Annotated in this window: 27 protein-coding genes; 20 read left to right on the forward strand and 7 right to left on the reverse strand. The window is 53.1% G+C overall.

Annotated elements, in window-relative coordinates:
* Window positions 1–71: 71 nt before the first annotated feature.
* The 12 genes from CFB04_RS03940 to CFB04_RS04000 all read left to right on the forward strand — a co-directional run bounded on the left by CFB04_RS03940 (window position 72) and on the right by CFB04_RS04000 (window position 12,392).
* Window positions 72–1,334: a TolC family protein gene (locus CFB04_RS03940; protein WP_088534064.1), complete on the forward strand. Its 1,263-nt coding sequence runs from the start codon at window positions 72–74 to the stop codon at window positions 1,332–1,334.
* Window positions 1,335–1,377: 43 nt separating this feature from the next.
* On the forward strand, window positions 1,378–2,769 hold the full coding sequence (locus CFB04_RS03945; RefSeq protein ID WP_088536692.1) for an efflux RND transporter periplasmic adaptor subunit: 1,392 nt from the start codon (window positions 1,378–1,380) through the stop codon (window positions 2,767–2,769).
* A gap of 75 nt (window positions 2,770–2,844) precedes the next feature.
* Window positions 2,845–5,991 (forward strand): efflux RND transporter permease subunit, encoded by a 3,147-nt coding sequence (locus CFB04_RS03950; protein WP_088534065.1) that lies wholly within the window; start codon window positions 2,845–2,847, stop codon window positions 5,989–5,991.
* 70 nt (window positions 5,992–6,061) lie between these two features.
* Complete coding sequence (locus tag CFB04_RS03955; RefSeq protein WP_088534066.1) at window positions 6,062–6,526, forward strand: hypothetical protein; 465 nt, start codon at window positions 6,062–6,064, stop codon at window positions 6,524–6,526.
* A 213-nt stretch (window positions 6,527–6,739) separates the two neighbouring features.
* The gene (locus CFB04_RS03960; protein ID WP_088534067.1) at window positions 6,740–7,519 is read left to right on the forward strand and encodes a bifunctional 2-polyprenyl-6-hydroxyphenol methylase/3-demethylubiquinol 3-O-methyltransferase UbiG; all 780 of its coding nucleotides are present in this window, start codon (window positions 6,740–6,742) and stop codon (window positions 7,517–7,519) included.
* 81 nt (window positions 7,520–7,600) lie between these two features.
* Window positions 7,601–8,488, forward strand: a complete 888-nt coding sequence (locus CFB04_RS03965; RefSeq protein ID WP_255396965.1) for a GerMN domain-containing protein — start codon at window positions 7,601–7,603, stop codon at window positions 8,486–8,488.
* Window positions 8,489–8,491: 3 nt separating this feature from the next.
* Complete coding sequence (locus CFB04_RS18020) at window positions 8,492–8,725, forward strand: GSU3473 family protein (protein WP_088534068.1); 234 nt, start codon at window positions 8,492–8,494, stop codon at window positions 8,723–8,725.
* A complete protein-coding gene (locus tag CFB04_RS03975; protein WP_088534069.1) occupies window positions 8,722–9,156 on the forward strand; it encodes a cytochrome c in 435 nt (144 codons plus the stop codon). Before CFB04_RS18020 ends, CFB04_RS03975 begins: the two co-directional genes overlap by 4 nt.
* 34 nt (window positions 9,157–9,190) lie before the next feature.
* Window positions 9,191–9,835 carry a YHS domain-containing protein gene (locus tag CFB04_RS03980; protein WP_088534070.1) on the forward strand — a complete coding sequence of 215 codons (645 nt, stop codon included), beginning with the start codon at window positions 9,191–9,193 and terminating at the stop codon, window positions 9,833–9,835.
* On the forward strand, window positions 9,835–10,680 hold the full coding sequence (locus CFB04_RS18495; protein WP_369833272.1) for a glycine/sarcosine/betaine reductase selenoprotein B family protein: 846 nt from the start codon (window positions 9,835–9,837) through the stop codon (window positions 10,678–10,680). Before CFB04_RS03980 ends, CFB04_RS18495 begins: the two co-directional genes overlap by 1 nt.
* A gap of 239 nt (window positions 10,681–10,919) precedes the next feature.
* Window positions 10,920–11,933, forward strand: a complete 1,014-nt coding sequence (locus CFB04_RS03995) for a thioredoxin domain-containing protein (RefSeq protein ID WP_088534072.1) — start codon at window positions 10,920–10,922, stop codon at window positions 11,931–11,933.
* Between the two features lie 99 nt (window positions 11,934–12,032).
* Window positions 12,033–12,392, forward strand: coding sequence for a hypothetical protein (locus tag CFB04_RS04000; protein WP_088534073.1), 360 nt, complete (start codon window positions 12,033–12,035; stop codon window positions 12,390–12,392).
* A 100-nt stretch (window positions 12,393–12,492) separates the two neighbouring features.
* Here CFB04_RS04000 and CFB04_RS04005 read toward each other — a convergent pair whose 3' ends face one another.
* From CFB04_RS04005 to CFB04_RS04040, 7 genes are all read right to left on the reverse strand, one after another.
* Window positions 12,493–12,795, reverse strand: coding sequence for a hypothetical protein (locus tag CFB04_RS04005; protein WP_088534074.1), 303 nt, complete (start codon window positions 12,793–12,795; stop codon window positions 12,493–12,495).
* Window positions 12,796–12,802: 7 nt separating this feature from the next.
* Window positions 12,803–13,582, reverse strand: a complete 780-nt coding sequence (locus CFB04_RS04010) for a ParM/StbA family protein (protein ID WP_231934363.1) — start codon at window positions 13,580–13,582, stop codon at window positions 12,803–12,805.
* A 318-nt stretch (window positions 13,583–13,900) separates the two neighbouring features.
* Complete coding sequence (locus CFB04_RS04015; protein WP_088534076.1) at window positions 13,901–14,509, reverse strand: hypothetical protein; 609 nt, start codon at window positions 14,507–14,509, stop codon at window positions 13,901–13,903.
* 52 nt (window positions 14,510–14,561) lie between these two features.
* A complete protein-coding gene (locus CFB04_RS04020; RefSeq protein WP_197692562.1) occupies window positions 14,562–15,074 on the reverse strand; it encodes a hypothetical protein in 513 nt (170 codons plus the stop codon).
* A 26-nt stretch (window positions 15,075–15,100) separates the two neighbouring features.
* Complete coding sequence (locus CFB04_RS04025; RefSeq protein ID WP_088534077.1) at window positions 15,101–15,655, reverse strand: sigma factor-like helix-turn-helix DNA-binding protein; 555 nt, start codon at window positions 15,653–15,655, stop codon at window positions 15,101–15,103.
* A 785-nt stretch (window positions 15,656–16,440) separates the two neighbouring features.
* The gene (gene trfA / locus CFB04_RS04035; protein ID WP_231934364.1) at window positions 16,441–17,289 is read right to left on the reverse strand and encodes a plasmid replication initiator TrfA; all 849 of its coding nucleotides are present in this window, start codon (window positions 17,287–17,289) and stop codon (window positions 16,441–16,443) included.
* Entirely contained in the window at window positions 17,282–17,482 is a 201-nt protein-coding gene (locus CFB04_RS04040; RefSeq protein WP_088534080.1) for an AlpA family transcriptional regulator, read from the reverse strand. Before CFB04_RS04040 ends, trfA begins: the two co-directional genes overlap by 8 nt.
* A 344-nt stretch (window positions 17,483–17,826) precedes the next feature.
* Here CFB04_RS04040 and CFB04_RS04045 point away from each other — a divergent pair, with 344 nt between their 5' ends.
* The 8 genes from CFB04_RS04045 to traV are packed head-to-tail and all read left to right on the forward strand — an operon-like array spanning window position 17,827 to window position 23,139.
* Window positions 17,827–18,417, forward strand: coding sequence for an OmpA family protein (locus CFB04_RS04045; RefSeq protein WP_088534081.1), 591 nt, complete (start codon window positions 17,827–17,829; stop codon window positions 18,415–18,417).
* Complete coding sequence (locus CFB04_RS04050) at window positions 18,414–19,199, forward strand: DsbC family protein (protein ID WP_088534082.1); 786 nt, start codon at window positions 18,414–18,416, stop codon at window positions 19,197–19,199. Before CFB04_RS04045 ends, CFB04_RS04050 begins: the two co-directional genes overlap by 4 nt.
* A gap of 15 nt (window positions 19,200–19,214) precedes the next feature.
* A complete protein-coding gene (locus CFB04_RS04055) occupies window positions 19,215–19,523 on the forward strand; it encodes a hypothetical protein (RefSeq protein WP_088534083.1) in 309 nt (102 codons plus the stop codon).
* A gap of 22 nt (window positions 19,524–19,545) precedes the next feature.
* On the forward strand, window positions 19,546–19,815 hold the full coding sequence (traL, locus tag CFB04_RS04060) for a type IV conjugative transfer system protein TraL (protein WP_088534084.1): 270 nt from the start codon (window positions 19,546–19,548) through the stop codon (window positions 19,813–19,815).
* Between the two features lie 14 nt (window positions 19,816–19,829).
* Complete coding sequence (locus CFB04_RS04065) at window positions 19,830–20,408, forward strand: type IV conjugative transfer system protein TraE (RefSeq protein WP_088534085.1); 579 nt, start codon at window positions 19,830–19,832, stop codon at window positions 20,406–20,408.
* A 10-nt stretch (window positions 20,409–20,418) separates the two neighbouring features.
* Entirely contained in the window at window positions 20,419–21,366 is a 948-nt protein-coding gene (locus tag CFB04_RS04070; RefSeq protein ID WP_088534086.1) for a type-F conjugative transfer system secretin TraK, read from the forward strand.
* The gene (locus tag CFB04_RS04075; RefSeq protein ID WP_088534087.1) at window positions 21,356–22,603 is read left to right on the forward strand and encodes a TraB/VirB10 family protein; all 1,248 of its coding nucleotides are present in this window, start codon (window positions 21,356–21,358) and stop codon (window positions 22,601–22,603) included. Before CFB04_RS04070 ends, CFB04_RS04075 begins: the two co-directional genes overlap by 11 nt.
* Complete coding sequence (gene traV, locus CFB04_RS04080) at window positions 22,600–23,139, forward strand: type IV conjugative transfer system lipoprotein TraV (protein ID WP_088534088.1); 540 nt, start codon at window positions 22,600–22,602, stop codon at window positions 23,137–23,139. The genes CFB04_RS04075 and traV overlap by 4 nt, the downstream gene beginning before the upstream one ends.
* The last annotated feature ends 2 nt before the right edge of the window (window positions 23,140–23,141 follow it).

Genomic DNA, 23,141 nt, shown 5'->3' on the forward strand with positions numbered 1-23,141 from the left:
TTTCGACTGACACCCGTATGGCACGGCTTATGTAGTTAACAGGTCTGATCGAAAATACAGGAGCTGTAAGAATGAAACGTATAGTTCTCGCTTTGTTAGTCTGCGGTCTCTGGATTTCGCAAGGGGCGCGTGCCGAAGAGCCCGAAAATCTTCAACGGCTCGTGGAGACGGCTCTCTCCAACAACCCGGAGATCAAGGCTTCGTCGGCGCGATGGGAGATGTTCAGGAACCGGATCGCCCAGGCAAAATCGTTCGACGACCCGATGCTCATGCTCAAGATCCAGAATGGGCTCGTGAAGGACCCGCTGAGTTTCCGCCGCGATCCGATGACCCAGAAGGTGATTGGGATAAGCCAGCAACTCCCCTTCTGGGGGAAGCGGGCTCTCAGGTCGGAAGTGGCTGCGAAAGAGGCGGAATCGTACCAGTGGCAGATCGAGGAACGCAAGCTCGAACTTGCCCGGATGGTGAAGGAAAGCTGGTACCAACTGTGGTTCGTTGAGAAGGAACTCGACATCGTCGACAAGAACATCAAGATCCTCGATGATTTTATCGCACTTGCCGAAACCAAGTATTCCGTCGGCCAAGGTGTACAGCAGGACGTGCTGAAAGCCCAGGTGGAGCGGTCGAAGATGCTCGATATGAGGATAACCCTGGAGCAGCAGCGGAAATCGGTGCAGGCAGCCATGAATGCCCTGTTGTACCGCAGCGGAGAGAGCTCGTTCGGGAAAATCGAGGATTTCACCCCGCGCAAGGTGTCGTCCTCGGTCGATACTCTCAGGGCAACCGCAAAGGAAAACAGGCCGCTTTTGAAAAGCCTGAAAGCCGAGATCGACAAGGGATCTGCCGGGCACAAGCTCGCCGAGAAGGAATACTACCCCGATTTCAACATCTCGCTTGAATACATGCAGCGCGATCGAATCGATGAGATGGAAGTAGGAGACGACATGTACTCACTTGGAGTGACTTTCAATCTCCCGGTCCAGCGCGCACGGCGGCAGGCGATGATTGCGGAGTCTTCATCTGAAATCAGGATGGCGACGGAAGAGCTTAACAGCCAGAACAATACCATCAATCAAGGTATCACTGATCTTCTCGCCCAGCTCGAGCGGCGCGACAAGTTGATCGCTCTTTATCGTACTGGGATACTTCCGCAGGCGGAGCAGGCCCTTGAGTCGGCGGTGATCAGCTATCGCGTAGGGAAGGTCGACTTCCTCACGCTTCTCGACAGCCGGGTAACCCTCTTCAACTACGAAAGGGAATACTACGATTCCCTGGCGGATTACGAGATGAAGCGTGCGCAGCTTGAAGCGCTGGTGGGCAGGGAATTGCCGTAGTTTTCAATGATTTCGTTTTTTAATTTTCCGAGAGGTTATGATCATGCTCATGTCTAAGAAGATTATCATCCCCGTGCTCTTGATCGCCGTTGTTGCGGCAGGTGGCGGAGGCTACTACCTCTGGAATGCCAAAGCTCAGAAGGCCGGTGCACAGGGAACGACAAAAGCGGAAAACGCCAAGGAACTCTACACCTGTCCGATGCACCCCTTCATCATCAAAGACAAGCCGGGCTCCTGCCCCATCTGCGGGATGACGCTTGTCAAGAAGGTGGAGGGGGCACAGGCGGACGCAAAAACGATGGAGATGCTAGGCCACGTTTCCATGTCCCCGACCCAGATGGTCATCACTAACGTCGCTACGACGGCGGTGAAGGAAATCCCTCTCGATAAGGATATCAATGCAGTCGGTATAGTCCAGTACGATCAGCGCCGCCAAGCGAAGGTCACCGCCTGGGTTGCGGGCAGGATCGACCAGCTTCTTGTCAATGCCGTCGGTGATTACGTAAGCAAGAGCAAACCAGTCGCTCTGGTTTACTCGCCCGATCTGGTGGCGGCACAGCAGGAATACCTTCTCGCGTTGAGAAGCAGGGACCGGTTGAAGGATTCGCCCATAGCATCCATATCCCAGGGGGGCGCGGGACTCGTTTCCTCTGCTAAGCAGCGCCTGCTGCTTCTCGGAGTTAAAGAGCAGCAGCTTGCAGCTCTGGAAAAAGGGGGACAGCCCAACATCAGATTACCGATTTACACGCCCCTCTCCGGAATCGTGATCGAGAAAATGGCTCTGGAAGGGCAATATGTCAACATGGGAGAACCCCTCTTTGCTATAGCGGATCTCTCCACCGTGTGGGTCGAGGTAGAGGTTTATGAGAATGAATTTCCCTTTGTGAAGGTTGGACAGCGGGTGGAGGTGACTTCTCAGTCGTATCCGGAGAAGACGTTTTCTGGACGCGTCTCTTACATCTATCCGTTCCTTGATCCGAAGACGCGGACGGTAAAGGTGAGGGTCGAAATACCGAACCCCGGACTCAAGCTCAAGCCCGATATGTACGTGAACGCTAGGGTTAAGACGCCGCTGGGCCGTACCCTTGCTGTGCCGATTGCTGCTGTTATCGATACGGGCAAGCGGCAGGTGGCCTGGGTCGAAATGAAACCGGGAATGTTCGAGCCGCGTGAGGTTAAGGTAGGGGCGAGGACGGCCGATTACGTGCAGATCCTTGAAGGCCTGAAGCCGGGAGAGAAGGTCGCTTCCAGCGGCGGTTACCTGATCGACTCGGAGGCCCAGTTGAAAGGTGGGTCCGGAGGACACGCCGGCCACGGTGAGAAAAAGAAGGAAGATAAGGGAGCACAGGCTCCGGCGGGAGGGCATGAAGGTCACGGCGGCGCCGCTCCGGCTGAAAAGAAGAACGACATAAAGATGGATGATATGAAGATGTGATTACGCTGCGTGCCTGATGTCGGCCTAGCCGTAATACAATTGAACACTAGCACGTCGCGCTAACGAGGTTTTTCAATGATCGAAAGAGTTATCGAATATTCCGCGAAGAACCGGATCATCATCTTCATGATCTACGGGCTCATCATCGCTTGGGGAATCTGGGCTGTCTACAAGACTCCCGTCGATGCAATTCCCGACCTATCTGACAACCAGGTTATCGTCTTCACCGAGTATCCCGGGCGGTCTCCCCAGGTGGTGGAGGACCAGGTTACCTATCCGCTGGCGGTGAATCTCCAGGGGCTGCCGCAGGTGCGGGCGGTGCGTGCCTCCTCGGCTTTCGGCTTCTCGATGATTTATGTGATCTTCGAAGATAAGGCAGATATCTATTGGGCGAGAACACGGGTTCTGGAGCGGCTGAATTATGCAGCTTCGCTTCTGCCGCCTAACGTGCGGCCGACCCTCGGCCCCGACGGCACCGGCGTTGGGCATGTCTTCTGGTATACCCTTGAAGGAAAAGGGTACGACCTGGAACAACTGAGAACTCTTCAGGACTGGTTCGTCCGCTATCAGCTCAATACAGTCCAGGGGGTAGCGGAAGTCGCCTCCATTGGTGGCTTCGTAAGGGAATACCAGATCGACCTAGATCCCAACAGGCTCTTTTCATACAAAATAACCACTGGACAGGTGATGGAGGCGGTGCAGCGCTCCAATAAGGACGTCGGCGGTCGGCTCCTGGAGCAGTCGGATGCCGAGTATCTCATCCGTGGCAAAGGCTACGTCAAGTCCACCAAAGACCTTGAAGATATAGTCGTCGGCGCCGACATGCGCGGCACTCCCATCTACGTCAGGAACCTCGGTACTGTACAACTGGGAGGTGCCATTCGCCGCGGCCTGCTGGACATGAACGGCGAGGGGGAGGCAGTTGGCGGAATTGTCGTCATGCGCTACGGCGAGAATGCTCATGACGTCATCCATCGGGTGAAGGAAAAGATTGCTGCTCTGGAGAAGGGTCTTCCTCCAGGAGTCAAGATCATGGTCTCCTATGATCGCTCTGACCTTATCATGCGGGCAGTGGATACACTGAAGAAAGCTCTGTTGGAGGAGTCGGTCGTAGTTTCGCTCGTTATCCTCGTCTTCCTCTTGCACTTCACCAGTTCTCTCGTGGTGGTGATAACCCTCCCCATTGCAGTTCTCTTTTCATTCATAACGATGAAGTTGATGGGGGTCACTTCCAACATCATGTCTCTCGGCGGCATTGCAATCGCCATTGGCGTTCTGGTCGATGCCGGCGTAATCATGGTGGAAAACTGTTACCGGCATCTATCGGAGACGCCACCCGAAGAGCGGAAAGAGCGGCGGTTGGAAATTGTCATCTCCTCTGCCAAGCAGGTTGGAAGGGCTATTTTCTTCTCACTTGCCATAATAGTTCTTTCGTTCGTGCCTGTTTTCCTGCTTGAAGGCCAGGAAGGAAAACTTTTTCACCCTCTCGCGTTCACCAAGACTTTTTCCATGATGGGGTCGGCAATAATTGCCATCACCCTCGTGCCAGTACTGATGTATTACTTCATGCGCGGGAAGATGCCGAAGGAGGAGTCCAACCCGGTCTCGATGTTCTTCATCCGGCTCTACTCGCCTGTAATACGATGGTGCCTTAAGTTCAAAAAGAGCACTATAGCACTTAACATAGCCGCTCTTGCGCTCGCCATTCCCATGTTCATGTCGATCGGATCTGAATTCATGCCGCCACTCGATGAGGGCTCACTGCTCTACATGCCGGTGACGCTTCCCAATATCTCCATCAGCGAAGCTAAGCGTCTCATCCAGGTGCAGGACAAGATAATCAAAAGCGTACCGGAGGTGGAGCACGTGCTGGGCAAGGTGGGGCGCGCTGAGACTTCGACGGACCCAGCGCCTGTGTCCATGTTCGAGAGCATCATCATTCTGAAGGACAAGGACAAATGGCGGGCGGGAATGACAAAGGCGGACATCGTCGCCGAACTGGATGCGAAGCTTCAGCAGATCGGCGTCAGAAACGGCTGGACGCAACCAATCATCAACCGAATTAACATGCTCTCCACTGGGGTGCGGACAGACCTAGGAGTGAAGATTTTCGGTAACGACCTGAATGTTCTCAAGGATCTGGCAGTGCAGGCTGAGGGCATTCTGAAGACGGTTCCCGGGGCTGCGGATGTTGTAGCCGAACGCGTTACCGGTGGGAATTATCTCGACATCGACATCGACCGTGAAGCGGCAGCGCGTTACGGTATCAAGGTTGGGGATATCCAGGACGTGATCGAGACCGCGCTAGGCGGCGAGATGCTTACGACGTCAGTGGAAGGGCGCAATCGCTTTCCGATCAGGCTCCGCTACATGCGCGACTATCGGGACGACATCCCGTCCATTCAGCGGATCTTGGTCTCGGGAATGAGTGGTGAAACTCCGGTGCAGGTTCCTCTTTCCCAGGTGACGAAGCTTAACGTTTCTACGGGTGCTCCCGAGATCAACAGCGAAGGGGGACTGCTCCGCTCCATCGTCTTCCTCAATGTGCGCGGACGCGACATGGGAGGCTTTGTCGGTGAGGCCAAGCAGGTGCTGGAGAAGCAGCTGAAGCTGCCTGCCGGCTACTATGTCGCATGGTCGGGGCAGTGGGAGAATCAGATCAGGGCGAAGGAGCGCCTCCGCATCCTCGTTCCCGCCGGGATGCTGATCATATTCATCCTGCTTTACTTCACGTTCCACTCAGCCCTCGAAGCAAGCATGGTTATGCTGTCGGTGCCGTTTGCTCTGGTGGGAGGGGTCTATTTAGTCTGGCTCCTCGGCTATAATATGTCCGTAGCTGTATGGGTGGGCTTTATTGCGCTCTACGGGGTGGCGGTGGAGACGGGCGTGGTGATGGTCATCTACCTCCACGAGGCGTTAGACAAGAAGCTTATCAACGGTCCGTGTACAGAGCAGGACATTTATGACGCGACATTCGAAGGGGCGGTGCTGCGGCTTAGGCCGAAGCTGATGACGGTGGCGGTGGCACTGATCGGTCTCGTTCCTATCATGTGGTCGTCAGGTACCGGTGCGGACGTGATGAAGCCTATCGCCGCGCCGATGATCGGAGGGATGATCTCGTCAGCGATACATGTTCTCATCATGACGCCGGTCATCTTCGTGCTGATGAAAAAACATGACCTGAAGAAGGGGAGGCTGCACTATTCCGGGATGAAGCATTAGCAGGCTTCAATCTTCGCACTATCGGCGCCGGTTGCTAAGGTGGGAAATTACAAACAAAAGGAGAGAAGGAATGAAAAAACTCACAGCAGTCATCGCAGTAGCATCTCTGGCCCTGGGTGTTCCCGCAGTTCATGCAGCCATGGATCATGGCTCAATGAAGATGGATCACGGCAAGCATGGGGACGCAGCTCACGAGGAAGTGGTTGACGGAGTAAAGGTTACTTTCAAAGTAATGAGCATGGCGGAACACATGAAGGCCATGAAGATGGAGATGCCGAAGGGAATGAAGGAGACCCATCACGTCGCGGTGGAATTTAAGGACGCCAAAACCGGGAAGCCGATCACTGAGGGAGTCGTGACGGTAAAGGTGCAGGCTCCCGACAAGACCGAACAAACGAAAGACCTGATGGCGATGGAAGGTCACTTCGGAGCGGACTTCGTTATGGACAAGAAGGGGAAATATGGAGTCATGTCGAAATTCAAGGTCAAAGACGACAAGGTACGGAGTTCCAAGTTCTGGTACACCGTGAAATAAAGAAACGCTCTCTTGGCTGTTAACGGCGCACCGCAGATGTGACTGTTTGCGGTGCGCCGTACTCAAATAAGTGAATGATCTGTCACCCTGTGGACAAGTATGTCAATTTTCTTGACCAAATCCGTAAAGAATGGCGCGACGACGACCTGACAATATAACTTTAGAAGGATACACTCATAAACTTTACCCAAAACTGCCAATTAAGGGGCAAACATGCGAATGTTACCTGCGTTTCTGTTGGTACTGCTTTTCCAGGCCGGAACGGTTCAAGGCGATGAGCCAAAAAGAATAAATACTGACAATAACGCGCCCCCTCTTTCTTATTATGAAGATTTCAATCAGCAGCCTAACGTGTTCCTTATGGATATGGTTCGGGGAATGAAGCCTGGGAAGGCGCTTGATGTGGCCATGGGCACGGGGCGAAATGCCGTCTACTTGGGCACCCTTGGGTGGGATGTGACCGGGTTTGACATTTCCGAAATGGATATAAGGATAGCTGTTGAGAAAGCCAGAGAGGCCGGTACAAAGATAAATACCGTAGCCCAGGATGTTGCTACTTTTGATTTTGGAAAAAACCAATGGGATTTGGTCGTTCTTTCTTATGTGCCTTTCGCCCGTGTTATAGTTGATAAAGTCCATGAAAGCCTAAAACCCGGCGGTGTTGTCATGTTGGAGTTTTTTCACCGTGACAGCCTGAAAATGCGGTTATTAGCTCACGATTTAACCTTTGCAGATAACGAGTTGTTGCAGATATTTTCCAAATATCGAATTTTGCACTACGAAGATGTACTTGCGAAACAAGATTGGGGCCTTTCCCATGGCTCTAATAATCGTTTGGTCCGATTATGGGCGCAAAAAAAAGATCTACTATCACCCGCAGAATGTACCTTGGAAGACAGGCCGTATCCGGAGGAAGCGGAAGTATGCTGGCATGGAACGAAAGTCGTATGCTCCCGGGCGGGATGGGTTACAAAAGCCGGTAAATGTGGTTAATATAACTACAACACTTACTGGGAAGAAAAAGAGGAGAGTACGGTGTCCATTATGCATCGCCGATTTTTGTTTCCGATAATCATGCTTCTTGCTCTACAGACCGCTGCTTGCCGTAATCAGGATACTTCGCAGGGCGCAAGACCTGCCAAGATCTCAGCAACAAAAGCTTATGAAAAATATTTCGGCCCAACTCCCACTACTGACAAAGGGACCTGCTATGCCTTCGTCATTTATTTCCCTTCGGCCAAGGAGCCGGGGAAAATCGTGCCATTTCCGTTTTTCACCTTCGACGAGAAGACCATGAAGAAGGTGGCAGTGGAGCGGCTGTTGGGCGGAATGGACGAGGGAAGCTACAAGGGGGAGATCCTTCAGCCGCTCAACCCGGGCACCCACCTGCTGGACCTTATCGAAGAGAGGGGGACGGTTACCGTCAACTTCAGCAAGGAAATCCTTGATTCCCCAGGAGACAAGGCTGCGGAACGTGCGCTCCTGAATGCCCTGGCTCTGTCCGTTCTTCAATTTCCAGGTATCAAGGATATCCGGGTGCAGGTAGATGGAAAAGAGAAAGGAACCGTGGGTGGCAAAGATGTGGCACGTTTTCTCGGGAACGGCGGGCTGACGACGCAACCACTCGTTCCCGACGAAGATGCGGTGGCGCAACTTCCTCCACCAAGGCTCCTGAGCATTACCGCAGTCAAGGACAAGGGAGCGAAGGATGTGGAAGAGGTTAACGCCTATTTCGACCGGCCGGTGGACATCAAAGAGATAAAGATCGCCGGCAGGAACGACGTTCCCTTTGAAGGTGAAGTCTACCACTCGGTATTTGATATGGCTGCGGTTCTCAAGCCCAAGGATGCTACCCTGTTCAAGGCGGGGATGCCGGTGAAGGTACGGTGGAAGGCGGTGGACAAGCTCGGACGGAGCGGGGAAGGAGATCAGGAGTTTCTCCTGGAGGTGAAGGAGCATTGAGTTATGATGATCCGAGTGATTTATAACGACCAAAGTGCGGGGATGGTTGCAGATTACCAACTGGACGACCTCATAAATGCTGGCAAAATTGTAGCATTTCACCGGACCGACGGATGGGTTTCGGTTGAGCAGGGTCCCCTGCGGGGCAGGGGGGAGGCCCCGGGTTCTTACGAAGGACCTGAACGCAGAAGAAAGAACACAAAATCCTGTAAAGTAAAGATAGCGGAGAAGCAATGAATAGATTCCATATTTATGTTACTTGTCTGGTTGGAACATTGATGTTTATTCAGACTGGGGCATACGCTCATGAAGGCAGTGTTCATGAAATGAGTCATGCCAAAGATGCCGCAATGGAGAAACTGCACCGGATGATGCCGGTGTACATGCAGGCCCAGGCGCAGATCGATCAAGCGCTGACAAGCGGAGAATCTGCAACCGTTGTTGAGGAAATCGGAAAAATAGCAGCCACAATCCCCGATTTAAAGAATGCAAGACCCCACAAAAATCTAAAAAGAGTCAGCAACTTCAGAAAAATTGCCTCGGACTTTGAAGGAGATGTACAAAAAACTGCTATGCTGGTCAATAAAGGAGATCTGGCAGGGGCCAGAGACGCTTTTGAATCCGCGAAAATGCGTTGTAACCAGTGCCATGCAACGTTCAGGGACTGAAGCCCCTGCTAACCACACCCAGGAGGTGACGGTTATGGCTGAGACCCATCGGTTATCGAGCAGAATAGCCGACAGACTCGCGCGGCATCAACGCGATCTTTCGGAGCAGCAGAAACGGATCGACGGTTCAATGAAGGAACTGCTGGAGCAACGGGACCGGCTTTCAGCCGTTGCCCGTCGCATGATGGAGTCGGTGGTGCATCCCCGCATGGAAGAGCTGATCCGACACTTCGACAATGCCGCCATCATGGACTGTCATGGTGATGTTGACTTCCACTGCGTCTGCAAGTTCGCTCACACTCCCCGGTTCCCAGCGACTGTTTCGCTGGACCTGGCTCTACTTCCCGGTGAAAGGCATGCGGAACTGACTGCTCGCTACGAACTCGAGATACTCCCGGTTCTGATGGAATACAAGCGGGATGAAGAAGCGACCTTTCCGTTTGACGGCTCGGATGAGGCGGTCGGCTTGTGGGTGGAAGGCAAGATCGAGCAGTTCCTCGACGCCTATCTGCGTCTCGAGACTCATCCTCTCTACCAGAAGGACAACCTGGTGACCGACCCGGTATGTGGAATGCGAATATCTTCGATTGCGGCTACCAGTAAGGTTGAGTGGCCAGGACATACGATCTATTTCTGCTCCGACGTCTGCAGGGATGCATTTTTGAAGGAGCAAAAATGATTAGGTTTTCCCACACCAGGAACGTGGTCATGGCAAGAATCTTCACGGCCTTTCCGTCCCTTGCAGCACGATGGGGACAGCGGCTCCAGATGAATACATCCCTTGTCCCGTGGGCCGAACCTGGCAAACCGTTAAGAGAAGCGGTCGTGGCACTTGTCACTACTGGCGGTGTACACCTGAAGAGCCAGAAGCCGTTCGACATGAGCGACTCAAACGGCGACGCCTCTTTTCGAGAAATCCCTGTGTCCACCCCACGAGAAGCTCTCACCATAACCCACGATTACTACGACCACCGCGATGCGGACACAGACGTGAACCTCGTTCTGCCGGTCGAGAGGCTCCAGGAACTGGTTGAGAGAGGCGTGGTAGGAGCGTTGCATCCTGTGGCCTATGCGTTCATGGGACATATCGATGACCCACATCTCAATACCTTGGTCAGGATTTCAGGTCCTGAAGTAGCCGGTAAGCTCGCCGATGCCAAAGTTGACTACGTATTGCTGGTGCCGGCCTGAGGGAGCTGCAACCGGTCCGTGGGGCTGGTAGCTCGTGCAATCGAATCGGTAGGCATTTCTACAGTGTGCCTCTCAATCGTCAGGGAGGTTACAGAAAAGACGCCTCCTCCAAGGGCGCTTTATCTTCGCTTCCCGTTTGGCCATGCGCTTGGGGAGCCGGGCAACATCGAGCAGCAGCTCACAGTTCTCTCCTTAGCATTCCGTCTTATCTTTGAGGCTGAACGGCCTGGGGTGATTAGGAATGCCGGCCTGCACTGGAAGAGAGAGATGTATCCTCCTCCCGATTGGGAGGCGTTCGGGCAACTTGGCCCGGTAACAAAACGAGCTGGCTAGGGATCCAAGAGATCATAAAAAAGGGAGCAAGAAATGAGGACCCTCTCGTTAGTAGGACTGGTAGCGGTCATTTTATCACTTGCCGGGTGCATGTGCCTTCTGCCGAGAACCCATCCCAATCATTCCAGCAATGGGAAGCAGAAGCCGGTCGAAGAGGAAAAAGTTGAAAGTCACAATTCGCATTGAGGGTGCGGGAATAAGTGCCTCTCTACAGTGTGAAGAGTAAGCCTGAGACGGCAATGGGGTCCTTTTCCCGATTCAAGATTTTCGGCATATGGCTGGCCGTCTTTGCGGGGCTTATCCTCTCCATTCTGTCAGCCCTTAAGGTCTGCACCGGCCCGTGCAGTGAGGCCGCGGTTTATACGATATTCGGGGTGGATTTCGGCTGGTTCGGAATGGGCTTCTTCGCAATTCTTGTTTTTCTGCTAGTTGTCAGGCGCTATTTTGCTGCTGCCGGGACAATCGTGCTCTTCTTCACCCTGGCGGCGGTGGGGGCGGAACTTCACCTGATCTGGCTTCAGAAATTTGTCATTGGCCGCTGGTGCCCCGTATGCCTGTGGATTGCACTCGCCGTATTCGTGGCAGCAGTGTTGCTTGCGCGGGAAAAGAAGATTACCCGGTACTTCTATGGAGACATCATGAAAACGCGACTCACCCGTGTCTTTCTGGGACTTCTTGCGGTCACTTCAGGGTTTGCTGTAGCAGTGATGGGAGTCACAAAGGAGGCTGCCGGCGAAAGCCTGGACATCTATCTAGGCAACACCCGGAGCGATACCACCGTTTACTATATAAGCGACTGGTTCTGCCCTAGTTGCCGCAAGATAGAGCCGGAGATCAAGCGGATGTTTCCTGAAGTGGCCAAAAACGCCCGTGTTGCCTTCATCGATTTGCCGATTCACAAGGAAACGGTGAACTTCACCCCTTATCATCTTCAGTTTTTGCTCTACGAGAAACCGAAATACATTTCCCTGCGCCATGCGCTGGATGAACTCTCCCGCAAAACCAAAAGTCCGGAACCGGAGCAGGTTCAGGCTGCCGTAGCCCCGCTCGGCGTGACCGTGAGGCAGCTCAACTTCATGGAGTTCATGAACGGCGCAAAGCTTTTCGAGTCAATTTATAAGGGCTTCGGTGTCACTGCCACGCCTACTGTTGTGGTGGAGAATCAGAAGACGAAGAAGAGGAAGAAACTCGTCGGAGATCGTCAGATCTCGACGCAGGCAGTTCTTTCAACAATAAAAGAACTCGAAAAGTAGGGCAGGGATGAAAGTAGCCACCAGCAATTTAAGGAAAGGAGGTGAGAAAAGTTATCTGTATCAAAGGCAACTGATTTATCACTCAAAAAGGAGGAAAAGATGAGAATTATTATGTTGGCAGCAGGAATCGTGGCGCTTGGTATTTCCTTGGCCGCTCCCGTAAAGTCTGATGCGGCCGAAAAGAAGGTAAAGAGCGAAGTGGTTATGAAAATGGGCAGCAAGGTTCATCTGTTTCATAGCGGATCAGTAGAAGCCAGTAAGGAGATTTCCATCGGCGATGTACTCACCGTATCCCGTCAGGCAACACGGACCGGTCAGGCCAAGGAGATCGGACAAGTCAAGGTGCTGAGTTTCATCGGCGAGCATTATTTTGAGGCAGAGGTCGTAAAAGGCGACATTGAGGTTGGAGATATTGCAAAGGGCAGTGCCGGCGCATATCTTGTTCAACCCGCCAAATAGTTTCCCCCTTGCAGTAGGTCCGGGTCAATGGCGCTCCGGACTCTAATATTCAATTAAGTTCGCTTCCTGGAATAACCAATACGTAAGCAGCTCATGTGGTTTACTTGAGAATTTCTTCAAGTACACTCATACACTTACCTTGTGCCGGGCCTGAGGACAATTCAGTGCCACTCTTCGCAGGATGGCCGAAGGCGTCGGGTTTTTCATCAATGGCGCAGGCACAATTATGATTCGGCTTTCGGCATATCATCAGGTTGATCACCTGTGTCCCTTTTTCTGATTGCAGAAAAAATTTGAGAGCCTCGTTCGTAAACGCAGCTAACTTCCGGCTTTTGCGCAACTGCTCCAATACATCAATGGTGGCAGGATCATAGGGATTCAGTTTGATTATATACTGTGGCATCGAAGGTTCACTTCCCGCAGGCAAGAGACAGAAATCCTTTCGCATTTGCGAATTCAGGCTCAGGCAAAATAACTACCTCGATATTCTTCGCAGGAAACCCTTCTTTGAAGAAAGCTGCTCCACCACCAAATAATAGCACGCGCTCAAAATCCGCGTGCATGCCGACATGGGCTTGCAACTCCCCCTCGATGTCCCGGATAATATGCTCAACATACGCGATGCCCGCTTCTCTGATTTCCCTCGTGACATCATAACGTTCGAAGCCGTATTGCAGGTAGCCCTTTTCGATCAGGAAGGCAATCTCGACCGGCGTGAAGGTTCCTGATGGGGCAAGGCTCTTGATTCGGGGGAGAAGGAAACCTGTCGCCATCTGATAGACGCCGCGCTTGTTGAGGGTCTTGCCGTGAATGATCTGCTTTCGCTCGGGCGAGAACAGCGTGAAGATAATTGTATTGAACCCAATATCAATGCCGAGCACGTTCCCCGATGGACGCTCATTCAATGAATCCAGATACGCCCTGAGTCCACCAAGACCCTGAGGGAAAATGCAGACGTCCCTGACAGCATCGCAGGTCAACGATTTTGCCAGGGCTGGTACCGTTCCACCGGGTTTATGCTGCTCCTGCCAGTACGAGTACGGCAGCCCGACGGCAAGGTTTATATCTCCCTCGGCCGCAGCAGCTCTCCGGCAATGTTCGACAAACACCGGGTAAAACCTTACCAATTCCTCCATTGTTTTCAGGTAGGAGGACCCTGACGATAAAAGCGCCTGTTCGCCGATGATCAAATTCTCTCCATTGTAGCTGAAGGCGGAGATTATCCTCCCCTTGCGCTCTCCGTAGATCCACTTCGCCGAAGAAAAACCAAGATCACAAACCAGCACCCCCATTATTGCCTCCTCCGCATTTGGATGGGACATGACTCCCTCACTTATTACTCTATGAAGGGGGAAGGTGAATGGTTCCTGAAATGGTTACTATTAGGGTAACGGAGGGTTCAGGGGTCGTGAAGGCACCCTGTTTGGTACCAAAACGGTATCCATCGATGATACCGTGGAAAGCCGGTTACCATAAAAGGCACAGAATATGGCGCCGACACTGGTGGCCTATTCCGTAGCCTTCAACCGAATCGCCTTATTCAGCTTGGTAATCCTTTCGAAAAGACCGTACGCTGTCCTGATCCTTTCCACAGCGTGCTCCCAATCAACACCTATCTCCTCAACAGTCGGATGTTCCACGATCTTTGCCACATAGCCGTCCCGTGTCATGTCCCACGCTATCATTACCGTAGGCGGAGATGAAAATTCACCTGCCCTCGGTCTCCTTTTGGGAGACGGTCCCCCGAAGATCCTGAAGTGCACCTCCGGAAAATCCCGCCTTAATGCCTCGTGGGCAGCAGTTATCTCTCCATTTTTAGGCTGAGTTTTCAAATCCACCGCAGCGGAAGACGGATCCATTTTCCACCCCAGGCACCAGCGACCAAATGAGTACCCCATTTTGCGAAGAACTGAACTGAAACGAAAATCGATGTCGTAGGTCCTCCGATATTCACTTCTGGCCATTGGCTGGATATATCCGGTGTCCCGGAGCAAGCCATGAACGAATTCGACCCGGCTCCTTCCCAGTGCCCTGTTGATTTCGACGACACTCATGCCGCCCGAATATGCCGCTATGATGCGGCTGTTGAGTAACTCCTCGAGATCTTCGATTCGCATTTGTTCTCCTGTTCACTGCCGGCTTGCCGGGTTTTGCCGTAATACAAACTTTCTATATCTCCTTATTAAGAGAAAGTTTGTTACTTGGAAAATTTGACAGATGTTTTCCCTCCTTGTCCTCATAAGCTTCCTGCAGCATGGCAAACTGGAGAATGAGCTGTTTCCTTGCACTCCCTCGGGATTTGCGACGCAGGTTGTAGGCGATCTGACGGATTCGCTTGATCTCGTCCTCGGAATACTCCAAGTGGAAATATTTTCGGATTCGCTCGGCTACCTTCCGAACCGAAAGCTTCTCGTGAGGCTTCAGATTCAGGTATGAGCTGAGGACATAGCGATCGATCTTTCCGAACTCAGGGAAAGCCAGCATCACTGCTCTCTTGTCCAGCCGGAATGCCTTGTTCATCTGGGATACGTACCATTCACTTGTCCAGATGCGACAGAGAGCCGACATTAGGCACTGATCTGCCTCGGAGAGGGGAAATGCTATGAGGCCATCATAAGCCAGCCTCCTGAGCACCTTTCGTGAAATCGGCCGGTACGTCTGAAACGCTGATTCAAGGTTCATGGTGTTATCTGTTAGAAGCTTCTGGTTTACCGCAGCGATTTCGGATCTATCTTCCCTTCGTCGATGAGGCGCCTGATCCGTCTGAAGGCCCTGTCGAGGGTGTCGCGAACGTTCATGTCCGAGCATCCCAGGCGCCTGGCGATTTCCTTGTTGGAAAGAGTACCTTCGTCAGCTATTCCGAGTGACATGTAGAGGATTTCCCGTTCCCTCTTGGTGAGGAAATCGCAGATGGAGGCATAGATCACCTCGACGTCCGGCCTCCGCTTCCTGCCTCTTTTGGTCCTGACGGTGATGGTTTCGATATCTACTGAACAGCGATGCGAAGGGACAGAATTGGAACCATGAGTCTTGCTGTTGTTCGGTGTAACGACGCTTATCTGATTGCGGAAGGTGACCCAGAAGGCTGCTTCGAACCGTATATTCTTCGTTCGGCATTTTGTTGCGGCTATGATTGCCGCTTCGAAAGCCTCCTGCATGTAATCGCTCTCTTCGTATGGAGAGAATCTGCGGTATTTCGAAATCTTGTTTCTGATGATCGCTTCGTTGTTTCTGACCCACTCCGTTGCTTCAAGAAAATCCATCCGTACTCCAAAAAAAAAGCCGGTCAACGGAGGTGTTCTCCGATGACCGGCTTTGCCTGTGCTCAAAGTTTCTGAGCCTGGCCGTGCCAGGTTGTGTTATCTCCTACTGCAATTCATTTTGCTGAACCGGAAAATGGGGCAGCTACCGTCCTGGTTCAGTGCTTATGGAAGGGGCTATATCTCCTATTTTTCTGAATGCAGAGATTGTTGCTGTGATTAGGCTCACGTAACCTACTTTAATTTTATGCCCAGACATGCTGCGATACGTACAATATCTTGATTTGATGCCGATTTACGGAGATGGTCTTCAATCCTTCGGCGGACTCTTGTCCTGTCCAAGTCGAAGTCGATTCTTGTACCGCATACGTTAATAAATCCATTATCAGTCATGTAAATGCCTCCATTCAAGCAAGCTTCCCTAATTGTGTTGTGATTAGGACTCCCATCGATGAGCATGGTCGTGCCTCCAACGCATGCCACAGTCTTTCCTATGCGGCGTAAGTACGAAATCACCGCTTTCGTCATTTCATACGGTAAAGGGCAGTTCATCTTCCTGATAGTCTCCGTTCCTTCTTATTGGTTAAAAGAAGGTTAAATAGGGTTAGTGGGGTGTGGAAAAGTTCGTAATTTCATGAATCATTTGGCGAATCCGGCAGGTGCCGGTCGGTCATAGGTCAACAGTCCAGTCGGTCAAAAGTCAGTAATCGGGTCGGTCATAAGTCAGTACCGGTAAGTCAAAGGTCAATACCCGGTCGGTCATGGGTCAGTAGTCGGTCGGTCAAAGGTCAACACCTCCTCTTGACCACCACCAAGTCTTCCCTGAACTCCCATGTTTCCAGGAAACCTATTTGCACCAACAGGCCGAGAGACTTCTTCAACTCCACCTTGAAGTGCTTCTGCGACATCCCTGAACCGCAAAGCTGGAGCAGGGTGGCGATCTTTACCGGAAAGGGCTGGCGGTGACTTGCCCAGTAGCCGAAAAGCTTGGAGGTGATTCCGTCAGGCAGAGACCTCCTGACCTCCCAGTTCACCCTCGTCAGGAATTCCTCGTCGAACAAGAGCCTCATCTCCTCTCCGACCCACACCTCCCACCGTGGCAGCGTCTCGTCCCGGTCGTTCCTGGACCTGAACTTCTGAATCAGCGACACACTTATGAAGCAGCCGAGCCTCTTCGACTGGATCCTGATGGCGGTTGCCTGCATCCTGCTCAGGCAGGTGCGAAGCCGTTCGTAGTTCTGCCCCTTGATTCCCCATCCAAGTGCTTTGATGAAGGAATAGGGGGTAAAGTCGACGCAAGCGCCCAAGTGGACTTTCTTGGCGAGGTGCATGAGGTGGAGCCAGACCAGTTCGTCGTCCTGGCGCAACTCCTCCCCGCGGTACATGACCTGGCCGTCGCCGATCACGGCGATTTCCGCATCCTTCATGAACATTCTTGCCTGCTTTCGGTTGCGGCAGTTGAAGAGGGCGGAGCGAAGAATCTCGTTCGGCATTGCCCTCTGACCTTCGGGCCATTCGGGAAGGTATTTCGGCTTCGAAGCGAAGCTCGCCAGGATCTGCTCAAAGGAGTCCGATATGCTGGGAGTCTCTGTAGCGAAAAGAAGAGGTTGGGTATTCCGTCGGGTTTTGTCATGCAACAGAGGCCTCCCCGGAGGTCGTTTGCTTCTTCGCATCCAGCCACAAATTAATTTCTTCCCGGCGCCAGCGTTTGGCACCGTTCATAAGCATTACCGGCTTCGGGAAATCCGCTTTTTTCTGCATTCTCCAGAGGGTTGCCCTCGATATCTTCATGAATTCCATCAGATCCCGCTGATTCATAAGTGCTTCCATTGTCTTTCCTCCATTCCGGATGTTTCCTCCTGTTTTAAATCTCTATGAGGGGGGAAGGCGAAACGTCCTATGAGTCAGAGGAAGTGGATGTATCTCACCGAAAGAACAGAATATTATTTTTGATTAACGGCATGTTTGCGGCTCACAAAGCTCCACGTAAAACGAAAAATGCCGAGGGATCAATGTCCCCGGCATCCGCGTATCTCGCTGAATCAATTTCTTCGGTTAATCACTCTGCTTCGCTACCCCCCCCGCCGTCTACTTCATCAAATCCAAACCATTCAGCTGCCTCTACCTTCCCCCCTCATAGATTATCCATATGAGCACGATTTTCAGGAGGACACATGCCCGGGAAGCCAATCGCTGCCGTACTCATGCTTCTACTTCCGGCGACCGTCAATGCGGCTGAGATCAGGCAAAGACCCTTCGAGTATTCATTCGAAGTAGCAAAAGCGCAGACCGATGATGTTTTTGCCATTTGTTCCAACTGTCCTGACGATCACATTTCCGCACTGCCTGCGCCTCCTCAACTGGCACTCCGTTTCGGGCAGAAGGCAGAGCCAACGGAAACACCAATCAGAACCGCAGCAGTGCGTGAAGTCAGCAAACCCGGGGCTACACTGCTGGGAACCATACATTTTCAATTGGACAGCGCGGTGTTGCCGGGGACTGAACGCTCAAAGCTCGAGGAGGTTATCAGCAGTATTCCGGCAGGGACGGCAGTGAACATCGATGGCTACACATGCAACCTCGGCAGTGCTGCTCATAACCTGCGCTTGTCGTTCAGCAGGGCACGAAGGGTTGCCGGGTATCTGGAATCGAAGGGCGTTCGGGTTCGGAAAGTCAGAGGGTTGGGCAAGTGCTGCGCGGTGTCCGACGACAGGCGGCTCAACCGTCGGGTTGAGATAACCGCTCGTGAAAAGGAGGGTGAGTGAGGCGAGCGAAGTACAGGAATCTCGGAACGAAGGTCGGTGGCCTGGTCTTGATCGTAGTAACGACAGCAGGAATCTCCATAGCCAATGACAATTTCCAAACCGAAAGGGATGCCCTTCTGAAGACTTTCCCCAATCTGAGAGTGGACAGGGTGAGTGAATCGCCAGTCAAGGGGTTGTACGAGATTGTTGCGGGCAACCAGGTTTTCTATTTCAGCCCGGATGGCTATCTGATGTTCGGCGAGCTGTGGAGCAGGGAGGGAAAGAACCTCACTGCCGAGGTGCGAGAACAGGTCCTTGCAGAAAAGGTGAAGAGCATTCCTCTCGACAAGGCGCTGAGGATCGGCTCCGGACCTCACCGCGTCATCGAGTTCACCGATCCCGACTGCCGTTACTGCAGAAAGGTTGACGAGTTCCTTTCAAAGCGTACGGACGTTTCCCGGTACATCTTCTTTTTCCCGCTCAGGAAGCTTCACCCCGACTCGGAGAAAAAGTCGCGCTACATCCTGTCGCACAAGGAGAAGGAGCATGCATTTCGTGAGGTTTTCAGCGGTTCGCTGGATGGTAAGACGATTCCGCAGGGTGAAGGGGCAGGTGGGCAACTGGAGGAAATGGAGAGTATCGCCCGGAGTATCGGCGTGCAGGGAACGCCTGCCATCTGGATAGACGGTAACTCTGTCAACGGCGCGGACATCCCCCGTATCGCGGCACTTCTCGAAGGGAAGGGGGGGAAGGGGAAAGACGGACTTCACCAACAGGAGCAAAGGCAGGAAATCAAACAATAAAAGGAGCAGCAAAAAATGAAGAATCACAGGTTCAAGAAGCTTGTAGCAGCGTCCGTCGTCGCTTCAATTTCGACCTTCCTGGCGACTCAGGCCATGGCCATCACGGCTCCTGCAGCCGGTTCCTTCGGTTACGAGGCATACAACTTCCTTGTCACAACTATTCTGAAGGGCCCCTTTGGTGCTATCGCGGCCATTCTCCTTTTCCTGATAACCATCATGCTCCTCGTGAAGCAGCAGATGGTTCCGGGGCTCATTTGTCTTACCGCGGCGATAGTGCTGATCAACGTATCCAATATGGTGACCGCACTGGGCGCAATTTACTGATCCAAAGTATCCGAGAGACGTCATGAACGAAGTCAGGTTTCCCCAGTATCTCAATAAGCCGTTTCAGATTCTCATGTTCGAGTCGGACGAACTGGCTTTCATGGTCCTCGGCTATGTCCTTGCCCAAAGGTTCGGCGGGTTCTTCTGGATAATCATGTTCCTCCTGCCATGGGGGTACAGCCGCCTGAAGAAAAGCTATCCGAGGGGATTTCTGAGACACACCCTCTACTTCATCGGGATTACTCCGCTGAAAGGATACCCGCATTTCTTCCAGAACAAGTTTATCGATTGAAACGGAGGCACCAGGTGCAGTTACAGCTGTTCACCAGCAAAGCCGCAAACACATTTGCCGAGAACCGGATGCTCAAGTTCACCGTCCTGGTGCTTCTGGCGGCGGTTATCGTTCTCTCGCTCTGTGTAGTGACGGTAATGAACAAGGAGCGGGTGATCCTTGTCCCGCCGGTCATCAACTCCAAGATAATGATCAGCGGTGATAAGGCATCGGAAGATTACCTGCGGGAGTTTACCCGGTACATCATCAGCCTTGCTCTCACCTACAACCCTGCCAATGCCAGGAACCAGTTCAGCGAGCTGCTTGCAGTGTATGACCCGGCGGGGTTTCCGAACGCACGGAAGGAACTCTACGAGCTTGCCGACAGAGTCGAGAACACCAGGGCTTCCAGCGCCTTCCACATCCAGACCATGACATGCCATCCGGATAAGAACCTGATTGAGGTCGAGGGCTCGAAGATGACCTACATCGGGGAGATGAAGGCAGACATCATTCAGACCGTCTACCTCGTCGAGTACCGCTTCGATAACGGAAGGTTCATTCTGACCCGGCTCTACGAGAAGCCGACCGGCAACAACACAAGCACGAAGTAGAGGGATTGTGATGTACAGGATTCTGATAATTGCCGCTTTGATGCTGCCTGCGATTGCAGTTGCAGCGGATCATGTCGTGATGCCGTTCGAACCCGGCGCTACCGACCGCAAGGCCGCTTTGGATGTCAAGAGTGACGAGACGGGGGCCGAAGGTGAGTGGCCAATGGTGGTCTCTCCTGAAGTTACTACTAAAATCCGCCTTTCAAGCTCCGACGTGAACCGTATCTCCTGTTCCACAGTAATCCGGGATGCGCTTACCTCCACGGAAAAAGGGGTGGTCATAAAGATCACCGGAAGAGATGCATTCGTCAAATTCAAGGTCACGAAGCGCCCCGACAAGATGGTTTACTCCACCACCCCGACCGAACTCTACGTCGTCTGTGGTGACGAAACTTACTCCATGGTCGCCGTTCCGCAGCGGATTCCCTCCCAGACGATCAGGCTCTCCTCCGGCAAAATCAGAAAGATGAAGGACAATGCCGCGCTCTACGCCGGGCTTCCCTTCGAGAAGATGATGCTGAAGGCGATCCAGGATGTCTATACCGAGCAGATTCCCGACTCTTACACCGTCACCGGAAAGGATCAGCGCTTCGATTCTTACCGTGAGCTCCGCCTGGTCCTGAAGAGGGTTGTTGATGTGGAAGGGGAGGGGCTACGGATCAAGGAGTACCTGGTGTCACTGAAAGAAGGCACCAAGGAATTCAGGATGAACGAGAAGATGTTCATCAGGACGGAACTCGTGGAGAATCCGGTGGCCATTTCCATTGAGCGGCATGTGCTTCGTCCGGGCGATACGACAAGGGCCTTTGTCGTTGAGCAACGGGGTGAACGGCAGGGGCTTTCCCGGAAGCTCGAATCCGATCTCCCGGTAGTTGAGGACACGGGAAAGAGACAGAAGACGCCTGCAAAAGGGGGGGAGGAGGCAGCAGATAGGCGGGAGGCTGAGGATGAAGAATAGGATCAAAGTTTTCTGGAGCGGGCTTAGCTCTAAGAGGCGAAAGGAACTCGCCATAGCCGGGGTAGGCTGTGGACTCCTCTTTCTGAGTTTACTGGGGTACCTCGTAACCCGTGACAGAACGGCCTCTCCTGCTGAGGCTAAAAAGCCGTCAGTTCTCGCTCTTGAGCCTAAACTGCTTGAGAAGAGCCAGATGCTCGAGACCCAGAAAGAGCTCTCTCAAAAGGATGAGGAGCTGAAAAAGTACAAGGAACAGATAGAAGCCATAAAGGCAGGTGCAGCAATTCTTCCCGGACAGCCGCCTGTCCCGGCGCAGCCCGCAGTCGCACAGGGAGAAACAGCCCAGGTCAAACATGGAGATGCTTCTATGGGCAACAAAGGAATAAAGAACCATCCTGTCATTCCCCCACCGCCTCCGGCCCTTCCGAATACACCACTTCCTCCACCACCGCCACCGCCTGTGCCTGTGCACGGGGCCGATCACGCAGGGCTGAATGCGCCTCCTGCGGAGACGGAAATCGGCGACATTGCTTTTGTCTCCAGTGGCGTCTCACCGAAAACCGCTCAGTCTGAGGATAAAAAAAAAGAGCCGGCCGCCTTGTATTTACCCCCTTCTTTCATGGAGGCGATTCTCCTGAGTGGCTTGGACGCGCCTACCTCGTCGGAGGCCAAAGGTAACCCGGTGCCGGCACTCCTGAAGGTAAAGACGCCTGCCTTTCTCCCAAACTCGGTACGTGCCGACCTCAAAGGCTGTTACGTGATAGCTGATGGAAAAGGGAACCTCGCTACGGAGCGTGCGGAACTTCTGCTCGTTTCCCTGTCGTGCCTCGACAGGAAGGGGAGGGCGGTTATCGACCAGAAGGTGAAGGGATTCGTGGTGGACCAGGATTCCAAGATCGGCCTTCGCGGGCGCGTCGTCGCCAAGATGGGGAGCATGATCGCCAGGTCGATGATCGCCGGCTTTTTCGGGGGAGTGGGCGATGTTCTCAAATCCTCTGCAACCACAACTGCGATCAGTCCTCTGGGAACGACCCAGACAATCAGTCCCACTGATCTGGCTAAAGCCGGAGTAGGGAACGGTCTCGCCGCGGGTTTCAAGGACATCGAGAAGTTCTACATGGAGCTGGCCCATCAGACCATGCCGGTGATCGAGGTCTCCGCGGCCAAGCCGGTGACGCTCGTGATCAGTGAAGGTGTGAACCTGGAGATAAAGAAGATACGCAAGGGAGGCGTAAAGTGAAAAAGGCTCTCTTTCTGATCGTCATACCGGCGCTCCTCAGCGGCTGTGCCCTGTTCAACCCCTATGAAAGCGACTTCAACTGTCCGGATACCTTCAAAGGGAAATGCGCTTCGGTGCGCCAGGTATACATGGAGGATGCAGCCGGGCCGCAGCCCGCCAAGCCGGCGCCGAAAACGGACTGCACCACCGTTTACAGCGGGATAGAGGGAGAAGGTCCGGTTACTGCCTGCACCGATGCTGCCACCGCCGATACTGGCAAGACAGCGTCTGAAATTTCATCAACAGCTCCCGCCCCAGGAAATGCCGAAGAGACGAACTTCAACCAGTATCGTTCCGCTCTCTACGACAAGTTCAACGGACTTCTCAAGGAACCCCGGACGCCGATTGTCGCTCCACCCAAGGTCATGCGTGTGCTGCTTCTGCCGTACACGGGCCAGGACAACGAGTTCTACATGCTCCGCTACGTCTACTTCTTCGTGGACAAGCCGCGATGGATCCTGGGGGATTCTGTCACTGCCGAAGGGGAGGATGAATAGCC

The organism is Geobacter sp. DSM 9736 (assembly GCF_900187405.1).
GTDB lineage: Bacteria > Desulfobacterota > Desulfuromonadia > Geobacterales > Geobacteraceae > DSM-9736.